A 20,539-nucleotide genomic window follows, 5' to 3' on the forward strand; every position below is an offset into this window, starting at 1 on the left:
TTATGCTACCACATCTTATTTTATTGATGAAATTCTGAACATTTTTAAGTACTACACCTTGATACAATTGCATTTTCAGGGCTTTTTTTCCTAAAAAATTAATTATAGAATTGGTAATTAAAACCTCATCTTCAAAATCTAAGAGAAATACACCTTAATTTAAATCAATATCAGTTTTCGAAGTCTTTAAATCATTAAATTAGCACAGAATTAAATGCGCTAAGATTTCTATGAAAAATATGTTCTGTGTATTGCTCCTTTCTTTGGTACAACCTGTACTGGCACAAACCAAACTGGAAAAAGCAATTACCAATCTTGAAGATCATTACGAGCAGGAAAAAGTATATCTCCTTACAGACAAATCACAGTATGCTGCAGGTGACAAAATCTGGTTTAAAAGTTTTGTTTTCGACGGATATAACCGTTCCACATTGTCTACTACCCTATTTGTTGAATTGTACAGTTCTGATAAAAAACTAATCGACTGGAAGACTATACTCCTTACCAATGGTGAAGGCAGCGGAGATTTTCAGCTGAAAGAAGATCTTCCTGAGCAGGTTTACTTTGTGAGAGCTTATACTCCTTACATGACGAATTTTAGTGAAGATTTTCAGGTCGTAAAAGCACTTCCGGTTTACAATCCGAATTCCAAGGAAGCACTGGTGGTTTCCAAAAGTTCTGACTGGTCTGCCAAAGCTTTTCCGGAAGGAGGAACTTTTATCAATGGTATGCCTACAAAATTTGCGATAAGATTATCTGCTAACGCATCTCTGCCGGAAAGCTGGTCGGGAAAAGTAATTGACACGCAAAATCCTAAAACTCCTATAGCAACCTTTAAATCTTTTGATAAAAATGTTGCTTCGTTTAAAATAACTCCGGCATCCGGAAAGAAATACCAGGCTGTCATTCAGGATAATACAGGAAAAAGCCAGACCATAGATCTTCCGCAGGTAGCAGACACGGGTCTTACTATAGAAGTTAACAGTTCCAAAGAAGGCATTAAATATACTTTGAAAGGTGTTAATTTAAAACAACAGCTTCAAGGGTATAAAATTGTCGGATTTATCAATAACCACCTTGCTTACAGGGCAAACATCAATCATCTGACCAATGATGCATCCAGTCTCATTCCTACAAAAGTGAGCAATGGAGCTAATGCTGTTTTTCAGCTGGCCGTTTTTGATGATCAGGATAATCTTGTTGCCCAAAGACTTTGTTTCATAAGACCGGGTAATTTAAAGATTGAAAAAGCAGAAATAGTAGGTCAGAGCTTAAAACCTACTCCAAGAGCTTTCAACAGCATTGATCTTTCTCCGGAATCTTATTTCAAAAATTATACTGTTCTGGTAAGTGAAGATAATGGCACACAAAGCCCGGACGAAGAAAATATTCTGAGCGGACTTTGGTTAACAGGAGATTTTACTTCAAAAATAGACAGCCCGGCACAATATTTTTCTAAAACCGCCAATACTGAAGCTTTGGATGCTCTGCTTATTTCCGAAACCTGGAAAAGATTTGACTGGAATTCTGTCCTTAGCGGTTCCGCACCTGCCATTAAAACCGTTTCTCAGCAGTTTCTTTCTTACAGGGTGAAACCTATTAAGAATAATGCGCTAATGGTCAATTCTACAGTAAATTTAGTATTGAGAGCCGGTAAAGGAGAACCTATTATTAATCAGTTTCAAACGGATCAAAACGGATATGTTTATTTGAATAACATTAACACGGATGAACCTTTGAATGTTTCATTATTTGTGAACGCAGAAAAAGACAAAGATTCCGGTAATGATAATCTTTTTGTCACAGTAGAACCCTTGGTGAATCCTACCGAATTTAAAGGAAATTTCCCAGGCACAAAATACACATTGGTAAAATCCGGTGAAAACAAAACGCTTCCCCCAGCCATTGCCAGAGCTATCAATACTCAGAAAAACATTAAAAAGAATGAGAGTAATGATATCCAGATTCAGGAAGTAGCATTGGTAGGAAAAAAGAAAGACCCAAAAGAAGAGCTGGATAAACAACTTTCCACCGGAATGTTCAGCTCCCTCAATTCTACGGTATTCGACTTCGTTAATGAAGACCAGCATGCTGCAGGATCAATGAATATTCTGGACTGGCTTCAGGGAAAAGCTGCCGGATTAACTTTTCAGAGAAATAATTCCGGGGTGAATGTACCTTACATCCGTGGTCAGCAGGCTAAGCTGTTTTTAGATGAAGTATCAACAGATCCCAGTATGATCGCCAGCCTTCCCATTGATAACATCGCGATGGTAAAAATCATTAAAGGATCAGGATTAATAGGTGATGCCGTAGCCATCTACACAATGAAGGGCAATATGAAATCTAAAAGTACCCAAAAAGAAACCTCTAATAATAACTCAGCGGTCATTAAAGGATATGACAGACCTTCTGAATTCCCTATTGAAATGATAGATGATAGTGCCAAGGAAAAAATTGAAAGTGATACCCGCGAAACCCTGTACTGGAATCCTAATTTATTTGACAGTGATTATGTTCCGCCAAGAATTAAATTTTTAATAATGACAGTGCGAAACAATTTAAAGTACTGATCATAAGCTTTGATGAAGATGACAATCTTCTTTTTGATCAGCAGATTATGAAATAATATTTTTCTTATAAAAGGATCCGAAAATGATTCTACGTTAAACACATATTGGGACAAGTCTACACTCAGACATGTCCCTTTTTTTGAATGGATTTTCAAAAGCCCCATCACATAAACACTATGGATGGTTTATTTTTCTAATCTATGAATAAGGTTTTTTATTTCAGATGGATTCAATTCTGTTTTCGTTTCTGTGGCTAAAATATTTTTTAAAATGGTGATCTGAGCCGCTTTTAAAGCATCTTTGGCTTTTACCTCCTGGTCCGGGCTCACACCAATATGCTCCCAGTTTTTATGATCTACCACAGAACTTACTTTCCCTGTAGGAACAAGCAATAAATATTGATTCTGAATGACAAAATGATCTACCGGATTGGCTGCTCCAGGTGTTTTCTCACCTATTATTTCAGCCAGTTTATGCTGCTGCAAAAAGTAAGCAAGTGCTTCCGCTGCGGAAAAAGTATTTTTACTGGTAAGGAGATAGATTTTTTTATGGAGATACTTTGCTCCCAAAACATCTGGTTGTGTACTGTTCATCACTGTTTTATCCTCATGTCTGAAATAGGTGGTATAGAGATTTGTCTTCTTATCAAAAAAATAACTGCAGAACAGGAGAAGCATATCATTATCTCCTCCTTGATTTTCTCTGAGATCAATAATCAAAGCGTTCGTATTGGCAACAAAATTCATAGCAGCAGCTAAGGTATTGGTACTGGATTTCAATGAAGCAAAGCCTTTATAACTAATATACCCTATATTCCCCTCCAATCGCTGAACACTTTCAAAACCAAAATTCTCAAGACTGTTGTGAAAATCATGCAGTTTCTCCTTTTCTTTTTCATCCATTACCTTTTCGGGGCTATAGTTTTCCAGATATCTGAAAGAAAAATGGTAGTCTTTTATCTCCGATCTCAGTTTCCTGCCGAGAAGCGATGCAAAATCATTTTTATTCAATCTATTAAATGTTCCTTTTTTAAGATCGCTTTGAAATAGCGAATCCACTTTTTTGTAAGCTTCTTTATCAATATAATAACGCTTCACTTTTTCTGTAATTTCAGAAAGAACGATCGTTTTTTCATCCTTCTGTGCATACGATAACAGGGAATGAAAAAGAACAATTCCGGTCAGTAATTTTTTCATGGGAAATGGGTATTGACATTTAATAAATTGAAATTCTCTTTACTTGTAAAAGATTCATTTTTCATGTTACAGTTATTTCAGAACATTATCATAAATATTATTCAGCAGATCCTGTCTCATTTTTGAATTTCTCTGATCAAGAAGGATGATAATGCCCCATTTTTTAGCCCTGTTGTAACATATAATGGAAGACTGTCCCATAGAATCCCCGGATTTTAAATAAAGGGTATTCTGATCATCCGTTGAAATATTTAGCCCTAACCCCATTTCTCTTTTTTCATCTTTGTAAAAGATTTTTTCCTCCATTGCGGAAGCCTGCCCTATTCTGGTCTTATCATTCAAGACAGCTTTTAAAAACCTGATCATATCAACGGCATTAGATTTCACTAATCCCGCAGGTGCTGTAACATTCCAATTGAAGAATTCCTGGATTCCTCCTTCCGGATTGTGGGCCGTTGTTCTGTTTTTCACATTAAAATCTTTGGTTAGTGTCGTTTTCATTTTCAATGGATCTGTCATCTTTTCTCTGATAATGACATCATAGCTTTTACCATATATTTTTTCCAGAATCTGCCCAAGTAAAGTATATCCAATGGTAGAATACCGGTATTTACCATAATCTTTAAGCTCATTACAGTTATTGATTAAAGATGTCAATGTATTTTGGGTAACACTGCTTACAGGCTGCTGGGGGTTCAGTTCTATTAATTTTGGAAAGTCTATATCGGGTAAACCAGATTGATGTGATGCGAGATCTGAAATCCTGATTTTGTTTTTAAGATTTTCATTTAATACATATTCTTTGGGAAGAAAACCATCTATATAATCATCCAGCTTTATTTTACGCTCAATAACCGCCTGGGCAATTAAATTTGAAGTTAAAATTTTAGTGATTGACGCAATTTCAAATAGAGAGTTTTTGTCAATTTTAGCCTGGCTTTCCGCATTTAGCTTACCATAGGAAGTATAATATTCTTCGGTATCATTAATGAAACCAACACTGATCCCTACACCTGGATTTTTTTTATAATTATCCTGTATAATAGAATCAATCTTTGTGGAAATTTTTTGTCCAAAAGAAAAGCTGCTTAGGAATAACAGTACTGCTAAAAATTGAAATGATGTTTTCATTGTATCGTTTTTTTTAATGTTAAAAATTTATTTCGATACAAAGATGTGGAAGACCCTGAAGTTATGCGACCGAATAAAAGTAATCGTTCTCATTTGCCCTGGAAAATAAGTACTAATCTTTCAGAAAAAGAGTACGAATAATTACAAACAACTGAATTACAGATTCTTTCGATAGTAAGTTGGCGTATTACCAGTATGCTTTTTAAAAGCAGTATTAAAGGACGATTTTGAATTAAAACCAACTTCATACAGAATTTCAAGGATTGTTACCTTACTTTTAGTTTCATCTTTCAAGATAGCCATTGCATTTTCTATACGATAGCTATTTACAAAATCATAAAAATGCTGCCCCAACTGATGATTGATTAAAAGAGACAAATCCCGGACAGGAATTCCAATTTCACCAGAAATATCCTGAATCGTGAGTGAAGAATTAAGAAAAGGTTTTTTATCGATCATATAATTTTTTAATCTCAAAATCTCCTCCTTATATTCCCTGTCATTGGTTACAGATTCTTCATTACTTTTTTCTTCTGAAACCATCTCAGCCACCAGTTTCAATTTTGAATCTACGTTTCTGAAAAGCTCCGGATTATTTAATGCCTTGAAAAGATACCAGCAAATAATGAAAAGTGATAATAACAAAAGCCCAGCCTTTATCAATTCTGAAATGTGTACATAATCTGAAAATTTAAGAATATTTTTTAGAAGAGCTATAGCATATACAATGCACAAAACAATCGTAAACTGGAACAGCCAATTGTAAGAATTTAGACTTTTCCCTGCATAATTTTCAAGATAAAGCGTCTTCGATTTTCTTAATACCCTGAAAACCGCAACGAAATAGATAACCATCTGAACGTGCAGCAGAATATGATTAAATTTCAGTTCTATCATGCTCTGTCGGTTTTCAATAAAGTGAATTTTTGATGCCGTATCTACACCATAAAAACGAGGCAGTAAAGCCAGATTAGCTATTAAAAACGGTAGTGCGTGCAGCAGATGTTTGGGTTTAAGTTTAAAATCTGAATAACAAACGGATAAAACGTAGAGATAAAAAACCGGGATTTGCAGGAAAACAAGCATATTTTTAAATATTCCCGGATTGGATGGCCCATCCACAAACAAATTAAACAAAGGTTCACTAATATCTATAGCGTTAATCATAAGAAAAACAGCAAATAAAACATTGCTTACCCTGTATTTGGTTTTTACGGTAACGAGGAAAATAGCAAGAAGCACTGAAATGAATACAGAAACCGAAGCTACAATAATTAATAAATTATTTTTATCCATTCCTGATTCTTCTTTGTTTCTGGTTATTTTATTTTACGTTTTTATGGGAATTCCGGTAGTCTTTTTACCATTCAAAATCCAACACGTGCAAATATAAAAATTAGATTGATATGGTCTGAATTTTTTACCAATCATATGATGAGGTTGGAGGCTGGAAGAGTGAATATATGAAGGTATAAATAATAATTTTCTGCATTTTTATAGTGGTCTTCAATAACGATAACCGTTACAATCTTTATTTTTTAAACGCAAAGATAAATTCAATCTATTTATTCAAAAGGAAGCAAAGAGAATCGACAAAGTCGATGATGAAGCCGTATGGCTATGCAACCGCTTAAAAAAATCAACAAAGTTGAATCCTTCTTTGTCCCCTCAAAATAGTACCAATACATTATAAACCCTTTAGTTTGTACTTATAAAGTTAAATTAAAGATTATTAGCTTTCCCGTTATTAATCTTTTCACAAGAAACAGGGTGAATCATTACATAAACAAGGTTCTCAGACCTATGCAAAGATTATGACCCCTGTTTCTTTGAGAGTAAGGTCATAATAGAAATTCAGGTTAACGACCTATTATCAAGGGCTTAGACAACACTCTCATTGTGGAAAAAACATTTTTCTTATGAAACAAAAATACGTAATAGGAATTGATGTGTCCAAATCAAAATTGGACTGTACTGCAATAAGTTCCACTTTACAAATTCAGAGTGAAACAGTTATTGCCAATAATGAAAAAAGCATACAATCTTATCTGAAAGAAATGCTAAAAGTACTAAAGGTCAAAAAAGAAGATATACTTATTTGTTGCGAAAACACAGGTATTTATAATCGTCCTTTAGAGAGAATTTGTGTAAAATCAGGTCTCAATTTATGGGTAGAACATGCTTTGAGAATTAAGCGTGCAAGCACTGATATGCGGGGCAAAAGTGATCGTAAAGATGCACTTCGAATCGCTGAATATGGAGTAAGATATAATGACAGGGCTATTATTTATTCCGAGCCTTTAGATCATGTAAAACAAATGCAGATTCTGACTAAGAGCAGGGAAACCTTACTATCTCAAAAAATAGCTATCCATAATCAATTAAGGGAAGCTGTAAGCCATGATAGATTCGAATATAACCTACTGGTTCAATCTTATAAAAAAGTCTTGAAAACCCTGGAAGTCTCTATTAAAGAAATAGAAGAGAAAATTGAATTACTCACCAATGAAGATCATGATATAAGACGCAGTAAAGAGCTTTTAACTTCTATCCCAGGAATTGGAAATATATGTGCTGTCAATTTAATAGTCATTACAAATAATTTTCAATCATTCAGAAATGCAAAGCATCTGGCATGTTATATCGGAGTTGTTCCATTCAAAAATGAATCGGGAGGAATTATAAAAAAAGAAAGAGTATCAAAAATGGCCAATACTAAAATTAAAAAACTACTTCATATGGCTGCAATGGCTACCATAAGATCAGATCAAGAATTAAAAGCTTACTTCCATAGAAAAGTAAGCCAGGGAAAAAATAAAATGAGTGTTTTAAATGCCGTAAAGAACAAACTTGTCCACAGGATTATCGCGGTAATTAATCGAAATGAGCATTTTATCTCAAAAAACGAATTAACACTAAATGAAGAAAAAAATTCTTGCATATTAACATAGAAATCCTTTAGTGTGGTCTCGATATTATCAATTAAACAATATACTCTCGTCAAGGCTTAAAACTTTGACGAGAATATCAATAAAGTCTCAAATTATAAGAACCATTTCTATCTACACCCCAAGCCAATACAATTCCCACAAAAATTTCAAAAAAAACATCATCTTTCAAAAGAAACTCCCAAATATTCCGTTTAATTCTTAAATTTGGCTCATGCGAAAGAATTTTTATCTCATCACTATCTTATTTTCCCTTACCAGCTGCTATACCTATCAGGTAAAAAAGCCCGTGGATCCGGCGCAAGATCCTAAAAAAAATACCGCTCCTACCAATACAGCTTCCCCACAAATGAACAGTACAGGCGCGGCACCTCAAAACCTGAATGCAGTACAGGCATCAGCTCCGGTGAATGTGCAGGAGAAACTTGCGCCTGGTAAAAATGTTAAAATTGAAGTCAATGGTAAGAGTTATAAAGTAATCGTTGACCGATGGGAAAGCGACAGCCTGGTAGCCCACCCTGTTCGTAATGCTAAAACAAGTCTGAAGTTCCATAAGAACCAGATCAACAGCGAGAAAATTGCAGAAAAACGCTTTTCACAACCCATTGCAGATATTCTTACCGTGACCGCTTATACCGCCATTGGTGTTGGAATCTATCTTCTTGTCCGCTAGTTTTACACAAGATCAGAAGATTTCGCACAGCTGAATTCATATTAACCGGATGACAACCATCCTGTTAATTAAAAGACTTCCTGAATTCTAAAGGAGAAAGCTTGGTTTTTGTTTTAAATAAATTACTGAACGATTGGGAATGCTCAAATCCCAGTGCATAAGCTACCTCACTCACAGATAAGCTTGTGGTGGAAAGCATTTCTTTGGCCTCACTGATCAGTTTATCATGAATATGCTGCTGGGTACTCTGCCCTGTTAAAGAACGCAGCATATCACTTAAGTAACTTGGTGAAAGATGAAGATGCTCCGCAAAATAACTCACCGTGGGTATTCCTTTACTAAGAGACATTTCATCTTTAAAATAAGCATCCAGCAAGTCTTCAAATTTCTGTAATAGGGTGCTGCTGGTTGCTTTACGGGTAATAAACTGGCGTTTATAAAAACGATTGGCATAGTTAAGCAGCAATTCAATCTGAGAGATCATCACATCATGGCTGAAATCATCAATACGGCTGTTGAGTTCAGATTCAATAAAATTGAAGATAGAAAGTACCGTATTTTTCTCCTCTTCAGAAAGGTGCAGTGTTTCCTTTGTAGAATAGGAAAAAAAGCCATACTGTTTGATTTTTCTGGCGATGGGATATCCCAAAAAGAAATCGGGATGAATGAGCAAAGAATATTGGGAACAGACCGTATCACTGTTTCCGTTCCCTCCTATTACCTGGCCTGGTGCTGCAAATAATAATCCGCCTTCATTAAAATCGTAATAGCCCTGGCCATATTCTATTCTTCCGTCTAATTTAGGTTTATAGGAGATCTTATAGAAGCTCAAAACATGTCTTTGAGACAATTTATCCGTCAGCACCAGATTATGCGCCCCATTCATTAAGCTAATGAGAGGATGCTTGGGTTTCGGCAGTCCAAAAAACTGACTCGCTTCAAACAGGGATTCGAATTTTAATGGCGTTTGATCTGTCTTTTTCATAAATAGTATTTTAAAGGTACAAAAAACCGATTATACACAGATAACCGGTTTTATAGTTTTTACTCTCCTTGTGCAGCACTGGAAACCTCGTCCCACGCTTCCCATAGACTGATTCTGTCTGCATATACAGCTTTCACCTGTGGAAGATTATGGCTTCCCAAATGAAAACGCAACGGTGGATTTTCAGCATCTACAACCTTGAAAAGCGCCTGTGGTGTTGCATTGGGATTTCCTCTTTCATAAGATTGAATGGTCTTTATAAACTCTGCTTTAAAATCATTGTACGCGTCCAGATTTTGAGAAAACTTCAGGGAGTCCTGGCTTCCAAATTCTGTGGCGTAAGCTCCCGGTTCTATAATGGTTACTTTAATCCCGAATTGTTTTATTTCTTCTGCAAGACTTTCGTGGATGGCTTCAAAAGCCCATTTAGAAGAGCTGTAATACCCAATAACAGGCAGTGTAAAATGTCCCAGATTACTTGAAGTCCCTAAAATATGTCCATGCCCTTGTTCTCTTAATATCGGCAGTGCCGCCTGAATTACACTTACAGGACCCAGAATATTGGTTTCATATAAAGCACGTATTTCATCTGCACTGGCCTCTTCTATGGTTCCTACCAGTGAATATCCTGCGTTATTCAGTACAATATCCAGTTTTCCAAAATGCTGATGCGCTTTATTTACGGCTTCTTTCACCTGATCAGGATGGGTAACATCAAGTTCCAGGGTCAGAACATTATCACCGTATTTCTCTTCAAAGTCTGCAATGCTTTCCTTTTTTCTGGCTGTTGCCACAACTTTATCACCACGTTCCAATGCTGCCTCTGTCCAGATGCGTCCGAAACCTCTTGATGCTCCGGTTATAAACCAGATTCTATTTTGCTGTATCATAATTTTAAATGTTTTATTTACAGAGCAAAGTTATACAGCCTGCCTTCCGGAATTGTAGGCTAATCGCAGACCTTTGTAGTCGAATTGAGGATCTTTATTTCATACCCGCTATGATATCAGACAAAAATGTAATATTTTATATATAACCAAATTGTAAGTAAAATTCACATTTCACCATTTGAAACATTTATTTATTTTATTGAGAGAGGTGAACAGCCTTTTTATTTTAAATCACTTCTGCTTTTCTACGTATTAGGAAGATAAAATGAGACCTGTTTTATCTTCTTTTAAAAATCAGACATTCTATAATTTGACTTATCAGGGAAAATTTGCTTTTTAACTTATATAAAGAACTGAAAAACAAAAACATAAATAATATAAATAAATTTCCTAAAATGGCTTAATATTACAAACAAAATTGTAAAAAAGCTATTAATATTAGTCTAATTTTACCACAGAAAGCAAAATGTAAAATCAACAATCTTTTAGACTAAAACTTGCATTAAATAAAAGTTTCATTAATAAAACACATAAAAAAAACAGTATCCATTATAAAAAATTTACATCATGAAAAAAATTTATTCTTTTTATTCTTTTAGAAAAAATATTTTTCTAACCTAACATTCCCAAGCCCTAGAAAACATAACTGAATTTTATCCGGTTATATACGCTTCAAAGATCCCTTAAAAACCTTAATTCCCTCATCATATATGATTTAGACCTTTTTCCTGAATCAAAAATGTTCTGAAACACCCCCTATGTTTCTTACAGGCATAACACACACACAATGAAACCCTTACAACAACAAATGAAGCTATTTTTCCCTTTATACAAATGGGCTTCTTTGTTGTTGTTTTTATTTTTCGTATCTCCTGTACAGTCGCAGGTTCTCTATTATGCAAAGGGAACCGACATTACTGTTGGAGAAAATACAACAATTTACGTTGCCAATTTGGGAGAAATACGCCAGGCAGACCTGAAGGATTTCGAAGAAAAAACCTCAGAAAAGAAAGGCATACCTAAATTCAGAAAACAAAAGAAATCGGCATTCAACTCTAAGAAAACCATAGCCAGCCATTCTGCAGAGAAAACAAAAGCCTATCCAAAAGTAAAGCCTGTTCAGTTTGCTATACCCCAGCCTGATGATTTCTTTTTATTACACTCAAAAGGACAAGCTATTTCAGCATCAGTTACGGTTCATGAATATGCAAATTATTTCATTGAAAATAAAAGACTGAGACTTCCCCCCGAATATCCAAACTTTATTAATAATAAGATCATCAGCAACAGTTTTATTGTTTTTAAAGACTATTACTGGTTTCAGTATAAAAACCGCCCTCCTCCATCTTCATTTATTTAAAAAAGAGATCTGTGCTAATATTTAAATTTTAAACAAATTGAAGTGAAAAAAAACAATATACTAACGGGTATATTCTTAATAATGAATGTATTCATGCTCACAAAAGCTCAGGCTCCGGGAGGCGTTACCGGAGGCTTGAAATATTGGTATGATGCTGGTGTTACAGCTACTTTAACCAATTGGACGGACAGAGCCAGCGGGTTTACCCTCAACCAAAGCGAAAGCGGAACTGTTTTATTATCCAGCGGAGATACCAACAGTAATTATAATCCGTTTTATACCTTTAATGCAACTGATGCTGTACACTTTACGGGTGTAGTAGATCAGACGGTTTTGGGCAGATTACATACTACTTTTGCTGTAGGGGCAAAATCCGGAAATACCAATGCCATTTATAATCACATTTTCAGATTTGCCAATATCCCTACAAGTGGAGCAGCCCACAGTTTTGGGTTGGGTATTGATAATACATTCAGCCCGATAGGAGATTACGTAACGCTTCACTATATTGACGCAGCTGTACCTAATGTACAGAATACGTCTGTTTCTCCGGTTTTAAACAAAATGATTTTAATGGGAGCACAGGCAAGCTCCATAGTAAGCGGTAATAACAAGCAGGTGGGCTACAATGGAAATTTCGCAACATTTTCAGGGGCTATCAGTGACGGAAGTCTTTATCCTAATCTTCAGGTGGGTGGCGGCATATATGGTTTCGCAGGAAGAACACCGGAAATTGCCTACTATAATGTGAGCTTATCTACACAAGACAGAGATAAGGTAGATTCTTATTTTGCAATAAAGTATGGTATTACACTAGTACAGCCGCAAAATTATATTAATTCTGATGCAACGGTTGTCTGGAATTCTTCTACCAATACAGCATTCAACAATAATATTTTTGGTATCGGAAGAGATATTGCCGGTGCTCTTGATCAAAAAATATCCCACAGTATTAATGACAACAGTATCCTTACCGCATCAACGATTAATGATTTCACTTCACCTAACTCTATAGTGACAAGAACTTCACTGGCAGACAAAGGCTTCATAATGTTTGGTGATAATAACATCAATACAGGAACCACTCCGGTAAGCTGCCCTGCACTGGAAAGCGGTACTGAAAGAATCAATAAAACATGGCTGGTACAGGAAACCGGTACTGTAGGTGCGGCATATATCCAGGTTGATATATCTTCTTACAGCGTTAACAGTGAAATTGCTTTATACGTTGCTGATGACAGCGGATTCACAACCAATACAGCCTTTGTTCCTCCTGTAAGTGTAAGTGGAGGAAAAGCTACATTTTATTATAACTTTAAAAACGGACAGTATTTTACCGTAGTGGGTAAAACAGGCCCTGTTACATGCCAGACCTGTAATGGAGGAAAACAAACGCTTCAAAATGCACAGGCATGGTTTAACGGTGGAACAACGGGTATGAATAACAATACGTTAGCCAATGTACCATTAGCCGGAACAGCGCCTACAAGCGGTGCATTATCTGCCGACATCAGTGTTACCTATCCGTCAGGCGTTGAGTGGATCCCTACTTTTTTCCCCAGAATGTTTGGTACATGGACTCAACTGTCCAGATATGATGATCTGGATGGTGCTGCAGGTAAGGTATCTTATACTGTCAATTTAAAAGATGTAAGCGGAAGCAAAGCTGCTAAGGCCAGCTTCCAGGTTGCGGGTATCACCAGGCTGGCAGGACAAGCTGCTGTAGTAAAAATAATAGGCTATTGCGGAACCACTCAGGTTGCTCCAAAACTTAATTATGCCTACAATGCTACTCCTGAGCTTAATGCTTTACTGAGAAGATATACTATCGACAATTCAACGGGTACAGCTATAGGAACTGAACCATTTTTAGATTTTCTGGACTTTGCAACGGTAAATGTAGACTTTGAAAAACCGGTTGAAAAAATTGTGATAGAATGGACGATCAATAGAGAGCAAGTGTTCAATAAGGTAGATTTCCTTTATATTGGTGATATGTCATTTGTATGCGTAAATCCTATTGAACCTAATGCTGATAACGTAAACCTTATTGCATCTTATGTGGAAAGCCAGCTGCCAACATGTGAAGAAGGAACATTAAAGGTTAATATTAAGAACAATAACTGTATACCTAAAACCATTAACATCAATAATGTTTTACCAGCAGGATTACAGTACGTAGCAGACAGCTATGTAGGACTCGGAGCAGAAACTCCGGCTTATTCCGGACAGAATTTCTCATTGAATAACCTTACTGTACCATCAGGAAACTCTTATATTTATATCAAAGTAAAACCTTCTGGTGCAGGAACATATGCTACTTATTTCAATTATACGGTAAACGGAGGAATTAACAGCCCTAATCCTTACAGAAGTGATGATGACAGCGGTACCACAGGATTCCAGGATACCAGCATTACTTTTACTCCAAGCACTGTCATTACAAAACCAACGGTAACCAAATCTGTGGACAGATGTTTCGGAACGTCTTCTACTGAGCTGGAATACACAGTGAATATCACGAATAATGATGCAAACCCTATTACCAATGTTGAATTTATGGATAATCTGGATGCTGCTCAAACTTATGTAGCCGGATCTCTGGTTCAGAGTAACTTTACAGCCAATGGAACTGCTACCTTCACAGGAGGCCTGCTTTATATTACAGGAATAAGCATAGCACCGGGACAAACCGCAGTGGTTAAATTTAAGGTAGATACCAATAACTCCGCAACAATGGCTTATACCGATACTAACGGAAGCAAATATCTCAACAATCAGGCTACGGTTTCTGTAGATCCTCAGTCACAGTGCGGGGCTGCCAATTCTGTAGCGTCTAACCTGTTAAAAATACTTGCATGTACTTTCTGTACAAAAGATCCTAATACCTCTCCTGCCGATACGATTACGAAAATCGGTATTACCATCCAGGCCAAACAGAACGGATGGCCGGAAAATATTCCAAACGGAGCAGTAGCCCTTGAATCTAAAACAAAAGGATTCGTCATCACACGTACTCAGAGTTCAATGATTACCAATCCTGTAGAGGGCATGCTTATCTACGATACCGTGGATAACTGCATAAAGCTTTACAACGGAACCACCTGGAACTGTGTAGTAAGAAGCTGTAATGAATAGTAATTTTTAATAAATCAAAAATGAAAAAAGTAATCATATTAGCGCTTGTTTTGGCCGGCCTTTCTTCCCTGAAATCCCAGGTGGGCATGGGTAAGGCTTCTGTAGACGGAGATGCTATTCTGGATTTCCCTCTATCTAACACAGGTATTATTCTCCCGATTGTAGAAACGCTTCCAACAGGAGCTGCGGCAACCAACGGAACATTTTTACTGGATAAAAATGATATTACGATAAAAATGCGCCAGAATAATTTGTGGGTACCTTTATCAGATTCCGGCAACCTTACTGGTACAATGCCTAATACTTCAGCTGAACAGGGAGGCGGTATTATTATTGGTGCCGCAAGCTCACCCGCTCAGGGAGTACTTGTATTGGAAGCTAATAATAAAGCATTAGTTTTACCCAAAGTGAATGATCCTGTAGCCAACATGAAAAGTCCGGTGGCAGGAACTATGTGTTATGACACCGTAAGTAAAACAATGGCTGTATTTGACGGATTGAAGTGGAGTTTTTGGAAATAAAAAGCTCATGAGATTATAGTTGTGGATCCCGGCACCAAAGGTGCCGGGATTTTTATTTCCATGACAAAATCATTTTCTGATCACTACGAATAGCTCCACTTTATTCAAGTGATTAATGTATTTATTGACAGGTAATTTATTCAGCTATATATTGGTACCCTTCTTAGTAAATACAACATCAGGAAAATTTAACAGCTTTTTTCAAATTAATTTATATAAAATATTGATTATCACTACATTGATACATATAAGCCAAATTTAAAATTACACTTAAGCTCTTTTTTTTTGATTGCTTATAACTGCTAATTTCGCTGAAGGAAAATTTTAAACCTCAAAGCATTGAATATCTAAAAGTTATAGACGTTAGATTCATAGATCCGGAACAAAAAAATAATCCTTCCATATCCCTCCTTTAGAATAGAATTTATTGAGCCTAGTTTTTGGGCTTAAAATATTAAGAACACATTGATGAAACCCTTACAACAGCAGAAGTCCATTTTGTCCTTTTATAAAAGGGCTTCCATGCTGTTGTTTCTCTTTTTCTTTATTTCTAAAATTAATGCACAGAAGCTTTATTACCAGGAAGGTACTGAAATTACCATCCGTGAAAATACAATAGTATATGTCACTGATTCAGGTATAGTAAATGAGCAAAGATTAAAAAACTTTAAAGAAGATCACATTGTTTCAAATAAAACGGAAAACGTTGCATGTAATAAAAAATCTAAACCTCTTCCGAAAAAGATAAAAAATTCATGGGCTGCTAATATTTCTGAAAAAAAGATAAAAACAGAGCCTAAATCTGAACCTATTCAATTCATAACACCTTCTCCCGATAATTTCTTTTTGAATTATCAGAAAGGAGAAGCAATCTCTGCTTCGGTAACTTTCCATGATCACCCAATCTATTCAATTAGTAATAAAATATTTAAACTTCCATACGGATATTTAAATAATGATAACAATAAAATAATCCGAAAGAATTTTTTCTTTTGTAAAGATTCTTATTTATTTCAATATAAAACACGTCCCCCACCTTTTGAACTGATTTAAAACGAACATGTATTAAAATTAAATTCAAAATAACTTAAGGTGAAAAAAAATAATATCTTAATGGGTATATTGTTAACGGCCAGTATATCCATTTTCACAAACGCTCAAACCCCAGGTGGAATTACACCTCAACTATGGTATAAAGCTGATGCAGGGGTTAATTCTTCGTCAGGAACCGTAAATCAATGGAATAACAGTGCTTCTCCGGGAACTTATGATCTTATTCAACAGGGAACTACTACTTTGCCTGCTTATAATACCAGTCAGATTAACTTCAATCCTTCGGTAAGATTTGATGGTGTAGATGACCGCTTAGCAGCAGCAAATGTTCCACAAAATGTAACAGTAAGTTCAGCAACTCCTTATCAGTCATCACAATATATAATATACAGACAGGTAGGAAGTACTTTAAATCCCTTATACAATCATTCTAATGGTTTTGGAGGAACATGGAATGTCGGCGGAAATTCCAATGCGGGTATGCTTATTACAAACCGTAGTGTAGGTACCACAGCTCCTGTAGTCAATGAAATCAGATTACAATCAGCAAATGGAACCTCAAATTCAATAAACGTCTATGTGAATGGCCAATTCAAATCATCTACCTTCTCAAATGGGAATGCTACAGTTGCCGCAGGCACACAGTCTTTCTGGGTAGGAGGTCAGGGACTTAATAATTTTGTGAATGCCGATATCGCTGAAATCGTGATTTACAATACAACAAAGACCTTGGAACGTCCTCAGATAGAAAGCTATCTTTCTCTGAAATATGGAATTACAAAATCCGGTGATTATATTGCTTCTGACGGAACTACAACCTTTTGGAGTTCCACAACAAACAGTGCATATAGCAACAATATAGCAGGTATTGCAAGAGATGATAATTCGGCTTTGTATCAAAAGCAGTCGATGAGTGTTAATTCCGGGCAGCAGCTTTTGATAGGGCTTACAGGAATGGCCAATACCAATACCGCCAATACCGGAACATTAACAAACATGCAGTCACTGGTCGTTGGAGATAACGGACTGGCCAAAGCACCTACAACATTTGTTACCAACATTCCGGGGGTTAATTCTATTTTCGGCTCTGTCTGGAAAGTTCAGAACACAGGTTCTGTAGGAACGGTAAGAATAATGTGGCCGCAAGGACTGAATAATTTAAAATTGGTTCAGAACAGCTCAGACCCTACTTTTGCTTCAGGAAATACAATAACTGATATGTCGGCTAATACGCAGACCATCAACGGGGTTGTTTACAACTATGCGGATGTTTCGCTGGCAGACGGACAGTTTTTTACCCTGGCTGCTTTTGTACAGGCTCCGGGAGGGGTTTTGTCAGGCCTTAGGCTTTGGCTCAAATCAGATTTGGGAGTAACAACTTCAGGAACTGCTGTTACAAACTGGAATAACCAGTCTGTAGCTGGATTGTCTGCAACACAAGCAACTGCAGCAAAACAACCTGGTTTTGTGAGTAACTATATGAACTTTAATCCGGGGATTAATTTTGCTAACAACCAGGAAATGGCTCTTCCTAATGGAAGTTCTACCATATTTGGAACAACTAATCCAATTACATCTTTTTACTTAGGAAACTCTACCAGTACAACCGGCAGCCGAACCGTATTGGAAATGCATACATCCAGTGGTGATAACCCTACTTTTGAATGGAGGGGAACTTCATTTGGAATGGACCTTGATGGAACTTCATTCCAGGATAATGGTTATCATGCCTCTAAAACTGTTGCAGCCAACACTCCTTATATTATATCATCAGGATTTAATAATCTGAATGCAGGCGGCCAGATATTCAATATGTTTAACGGTGCTTTCCAGAATATAAGAACCGGAAACACTAATATATCGGCTATCGGAGCTAATATTTACGTTGGGGGGGCTAACGGTGGAGAATATTTCCAGGGAAGTTTACCTGAAATAATCAGCTACAATACCTATGTCAACAATAACACTGATATCCAGAAAATTAACAGTTATCTGGCAGTGAAATATGGAATGACATTAGATCAGACAACGCCTCTGGATTATCTTAATTCAGCGGGAACAGTGATATGGAATGGAACAACCAATGTTGCATATAACCAGAACATTGCCGGAATTGAAAGAGACGATGCCTCCGCATTGAATCAGAAACAGTCAATGAGTGTAAATAGCGGCCCGCAGGTTACTATAGGAATTGCAGGGGCACTAGCTAATACAAACTTACTTAATACTAACAGCTTCACTTCCGACTATAATTCTGTAATGTGGGGTGATAACGGGCTGGCAAAAGCACCTTCAGTAACTATTTCTGGAATAGCCGGGGCTAATTACCGTTTCGCTTCTGTCTGGAAGGTTCAGAATACAGGCTCTGTAGGAACGGTAAGGGTAATGTGGCCGCAGGGGCTGAATAATTTAAAATTGGTTCAGAACAGCTCAGATCCTACTTTTGCAGCAGGAAATACAGTGACTGATATGTCTGCCAACACTCAGACTATCAATGGAGTTGTTTATAACTATGCGGATGTTACCCTTACCAATGGTCAGTTTTTTACTTTTGCAGCTTTTGCACAGGCTCCGGGAGGGGTTATCAGTAACTTACGTGTTTGGATAAAAGCAGATGATAATCCTAACGGAAACACTACTGATAACGTAGCTATAAGCACATGGCCCAACAGATCGCCAATTGGTGGAAATTTCTCTGGAGGGGCAGCTTCTCCTAATACCATTGCATTACAAACTACTGGTCCATTGTACAGAAACTCTTCAGCAATGAATATCAATTTCAATCCTGTGGCACAATCTACATCTACTTCAGGACTTGGTATGATCAATGCATTTGCAACTGCAGGAGATGATTATACTATGATTGCCCTGAATAAAAATGCCAATCTTGGAGGATTTAGAAATATGTTCAGTTTCCATGGTGGATCAAGCTTAAACTCAGTAAGTGGCTCCGCTGGATGGTTTGGATCGTATATCAATACACCTATTGCATGGCCAAGTGCCGCAGGAACTGCTGCATATACCGTAAATATTCCTGCAGTTACTACATTTTCAGCTACGGGAGCGGGAACTATTGCTTACCAGGTAAACAGTGTATCAAAAGGCAGCGGCGGTACCCTTGCAAAAAGCGGAACCAATTTAGTAATAGGAGTAGATGCTGATGGCGGACCTGACGATGGTGTAGATATTATCATGCCTGAAAACATTATGTATAATTCTGTACTGAATGCTGCAGATTACAACAAGGTAGTATCCTATGTAGCTATTAAATACGGTGTAACGTTAGGTGCATTTGCTTCTCCGGTGAACTATACCAGTACTAACAGTACAACGGTATGGTCTACGGCTGCAAGCACCTACCAAAATAACGTAATAGGTATTGCAAGAGATGATATAGAAACTTTACATCAGAGAATTGCAAAATCACAGGATGCAACGGCAGATATTATTACTATAAGTACCAATAATGATTTTACAAGTGCCAATACAAGTGCAGCCCATTCTGATATTACAAATGATCAGTTTTATTTTATGACCGGGAATAACGGTGCTGCAACTACATACAATGCGCAAAACCTAATGCTGCGCAGATGGAAAGTACAGTCTACAGGTACGGCACAGAATCTATATATTAAGACTTCTGACAGCCAGGCAACCAATCTTGTGTATGCAGATGATGCTGCAATGACTATCAATGTTGTAAATATTAGTCTTACAGGTGGTTCCACTCCTGCTATTCAGATTCCGAATGGTAAATTTTTCACGTTTGCGAAATTTACTTACTGTACACACGCGCCTAATAACTCCCCTTCTAATATGATTACCAAAATCGGGATTACGACTCAGTCTAAACAAAACGGATGGCCTGAAGGTATTCCTAACGGAGCTGTTGCTCTGGAATCGAAAAGTAAAGGTTTTGTTATTACGCGTACGCAAAGTTCATCTATTGCAAACCCTGTAGAAGGAATGCTTATTTATGATACAGTAAGCAAGTGTATGAAGCTTTATAACGGAACCAGCTGGAACTGTGTAGTAAGAAGCTGTAACCAATAATAATTTTTAATGAATCAA

13 protein-coding genes are annotated in these 20,539 nt (G+C 36.7%); 8 read left to right on the top strand and 5 right to left on the bottom strand.

What is annotated here, in order from left to right:
• Positions 1 to 230: 230 nt before the first annotated feature.
• Positions 231 to 2,573 (top strand): hypothetical protein, encoded by a 2,343-nt coding sequence (locus tag CLU97_RS13030; RefSeq protein WP_228437695.1) that lies wholly within the window; start codon positions 231 to 233, stop codon positions 2,571 to 2,573.
• 185 nt (positions 2,574 to 2,758) lie between these two features.
• Here the strand turns inward: CLU97_RS13030 and CLU97_RS13035 are convergent, their stop codons facing one another.
• The 3 genes from CLU97_RS13035 to CLU97_RS13045 form a co-directional block, all read right to left on the bottom strand.
• The gene (locus CLU97_RS13035) at positions 2,759 to 3,769 is read right to left on the bottom strand and encodes a S41 family peptidase (protein ID WP_121488308.1); all 1,011 of its coding nucleotides are present in this window, start codon (positions 3,767 to 3,769) and stop codon (positions 2,759 to 2,761) included.
• 72 nt (positions 3,770 to 3,841) lie between these two features.
• The gene (locus CLU97_RS13040; RefSeq protein WP_121488309.1) at positions 3,842 to 4,900 is read right to left on the bottom strand and encodes a serine hydrolase domain-containing protein; all 1,059 of its coding nucleotides are present in this window, start codon (positions 4,898 to 4,900) and stop codon (positions 3,842 to 3,844) included.
• A 156-nt stretch (positions 4,901 to 5,056) separates the two neighbouring features.
• Positions 5,057 to 6,196, bottom strand: a complete 1,140-nt coding sequence (locus tag CLU97_RS13045) for a helix-turn-helix domain-containing protein (RefSeq protein WP_121488310.1) — start codon at positions 6,194 to 6,196, stop codon at positions 5,057 to 5,059.
• Between the two features lie 623 nt (positions 6,197 to 6,819).
• Here CLU97_RS13045 and CLU97_RS13050 point away from each other — a divergent pair.
• Complete coding sequence (locus CLU97_RS13050) at positions 6,820 to 7,851, top strand: IS110 family transposase (RefSeq protein ID WP_121488311.1); 1,032 nt, start codon at positions 6,820 to 6,822, stop codon at positions 7,849 to 7,851.
• Between the two features lie 211 nt (positions 7,852 to 8,062).
• The gene (locus tag CLU97_RS13055; protein WP_121488312.1) at positions 8,063 to 8,521 is read left to right on the top strand and encodes a hypothetical protein; all 459 of its coding nucleotides are present in this window, start codon (positions 8,063 to 8,065) and stop codon (positions 8,519 to 8,521) included.
• Between the two features lie 64 nt (positions 8,522 to 8,585).
• Here CLU97_RS13055 and CLU97_RS13060 read toward each other — a convergent pair whose 3' ends face one another.
• Together CLU97_RS13060 and CLU97_RS13065 are read right to left on the bottom strand one after the other, a co-directional pair.
• On the bottom strand, positions 8,586 to 9,506 hold the full coding sequence (locus tag CLU97_RS13060; RefSeq protein ID WP_121488313.1) for a helix-turn-helix domain-containing protein: 921 nt from the start codon (positions 9,504 to 9,506) through the stop codon (positions 8,586 to 8,588).
• Between the two features lie 59 nt (positions 9,507 to 9,565).
• Positions 9,566 to 10,396 carry an SDR family NAD(P)-dependent oxidoreductase gene (locus CLU97_RS13065; RefSeq protein ID WP_121488314.1) on the bottom strand — a complete coding sequence of 277 codons (831 nt, stop codon included), beginning with the start codon at positions 10,394 to 10,396 and terminating at the stop codon, positions 9,566 to 9,568.
• A gap of 787 nt (positions 10,397 to 11,183) precedes the next feature.
• Here CLU97_RS13065 and CLU97_RS13070 point away from each other — a divergent pair.
• From CLU97_RS13070 to CLU97_RS13090, 5 genes are all read left to right on the top strand, one after another.
• Positions 11,184 to 11,756: a hypothetical protein gene (locus CLU97_RS13070; protein WP_147436480.1), complete on the top strand. Its 573-nt coding sequence runs from the start codon at positions 11,184 to 11,186 to the stop codon at positions 11,754 to 11,756.
• Between the two features lie 93 nt (positions 11,757 to 11,849).
• Positions 11,850 to 14,894, top strand: coding sequence for a DUF11 domain-containing protein (locus CLU97_RS13075; protein WP_183084567.1), 3,045 nt, complete (start codon positions 11,850 to 11,852; stop codon positions 14,892 to 14,894).
• A 20-nt stretch (positions 14,895 to 14,914) separates the two neighbouring features.
• The gene (locus CLU97_RS13080; protein ID WP_121488317.1) at positions 14,915 to 15,415 is read left to right on the top strand and encodes a hypothetical protein; all 501 of its coding nucleotides are present in this window, start codon (positions 14,915 to 14,917) and stop codon (positions 15,413 to 15,415) included.
• A 468-nt stretch (positions 15,416 to 15,883) separates the two neighbouring features.
• A complete protein-coding gene (locus CLU97_RS13085) occupies positions 15,884 to 16,468 on the top strand; it encodes a hypothetical protein (RefSeq protein WP_147436482.1) in 585 nt (194 codons plus the stop codon).
• Between the two features lie 60 nt (positions 16,469 to 16,528).
• Positions 16,529 to 20,521, top strand: a complete 3,993-nt coding sequence (locus tag CLU97_RS13090) for a beta strand repeat-containing protein (protein ID WP_121488319.1) — start codon at positions 16,529 to 16,531, stop codon at positions 20,519 to 20,521.
• The last annotated feature ends 18 nt before the right edge of the window (positions 20,522 to 20,539 follow it).

Source organism: Chryseobacterium sp. 7, from assembly GCF_003663845.1.
Lineage (GTDB): Bacteria > Bacteroidota > Bacteroidia > Flavobacteriales > Weeksellaceae > Chryseobacterium.

Coding starts and splice junctions, on each gene's coding strand:
- CLU97_RS13030 (WP_228437695.1), top strand. CDS start 231: ATGAAAAATATGTTCTGTGTATTGCTCCTTTCTTTGGTACAACCTGTA.
- CLU97_RS13035 (WP_121488308.1), bottom strand. CDS start 3,769: ATGAAAAAATTACTGACCGGAATTGTTCTTTTTCATTCCCTGTTATCG.
- CLU97_RS13040 (WP_121488309.1), bottom strand. CDS start 4,900: ATGAAAACATCATTTCAATTTTTAGCAGTACTGTTATTCCTAAGCAGC.
- CLU97_RS13045 (WP_121488310.1), bottom strand. CDS start 6,196: ATGGATAAAAATAATTTATTAATTATTGTAGCTTCGGTTTCTGTATTC.
- CLU97_RS13050 (WP_121488311.1), top strand. CDS start 6,820: ATGAAACAAAAATACGTAATAGGAATTGATGTGTCCAAATCAAAATTG.
- CLU97_RS13055 (WP_121488312.1), top strand. CDS start 8,063: ATGCGAAAGAATTTTTATCTCATCACTATCTTATTTTCCCTTACCAGC.
- CLU97_RS13060 (WP_121488313.1), bottom strand. CDS start 9,506: ATGAAAAAGACAGATCAAACGCCATTAAAATTCGAATCCCTGTTTGAA.
- CLU97_RS13065 (WP_121488314.1), bottom strand. CDS start 10,396: ATGATACAGCAAAATAGAATCTGGTTTATAACCGGAGCATCAAGAGGT.
- CLU97_RS13070 (WP_147436480.1), top strand. CDS start 11,184: ATGAAACCCTTACAACAACAAATGAAGCTATTTTTCCCTTTATACAAA.
- CLU97_RS13075 (WP_183084567.1), top strand. CDS start 11,850: ATGCTCACAAAAGCTCAGGCTCCGGGAGGCGTTACCGGAGGCTTGAAA.
- CLU97_RS13080 (WP_121488317.1), top strand. CDS start 14,915: ATGAAAAAAGTAATCATATTAGCGCTTGTTTTGGCCGGCCTTTCTTCC.
- CLU97_RS13085 (WP_147436482.1), top strand. CDS start 15,884: ATGAAACCCTTACAACAGCAGAAGTCCATTTTGTCCTTTTATAAAAGG.
- CLU97_RS13090 (WP_121488319.1), top strand. CDS start 16,529: ATGGGTATATTGTTAACGGCCAGTATATCCATTTTCACAAACGCTCAA.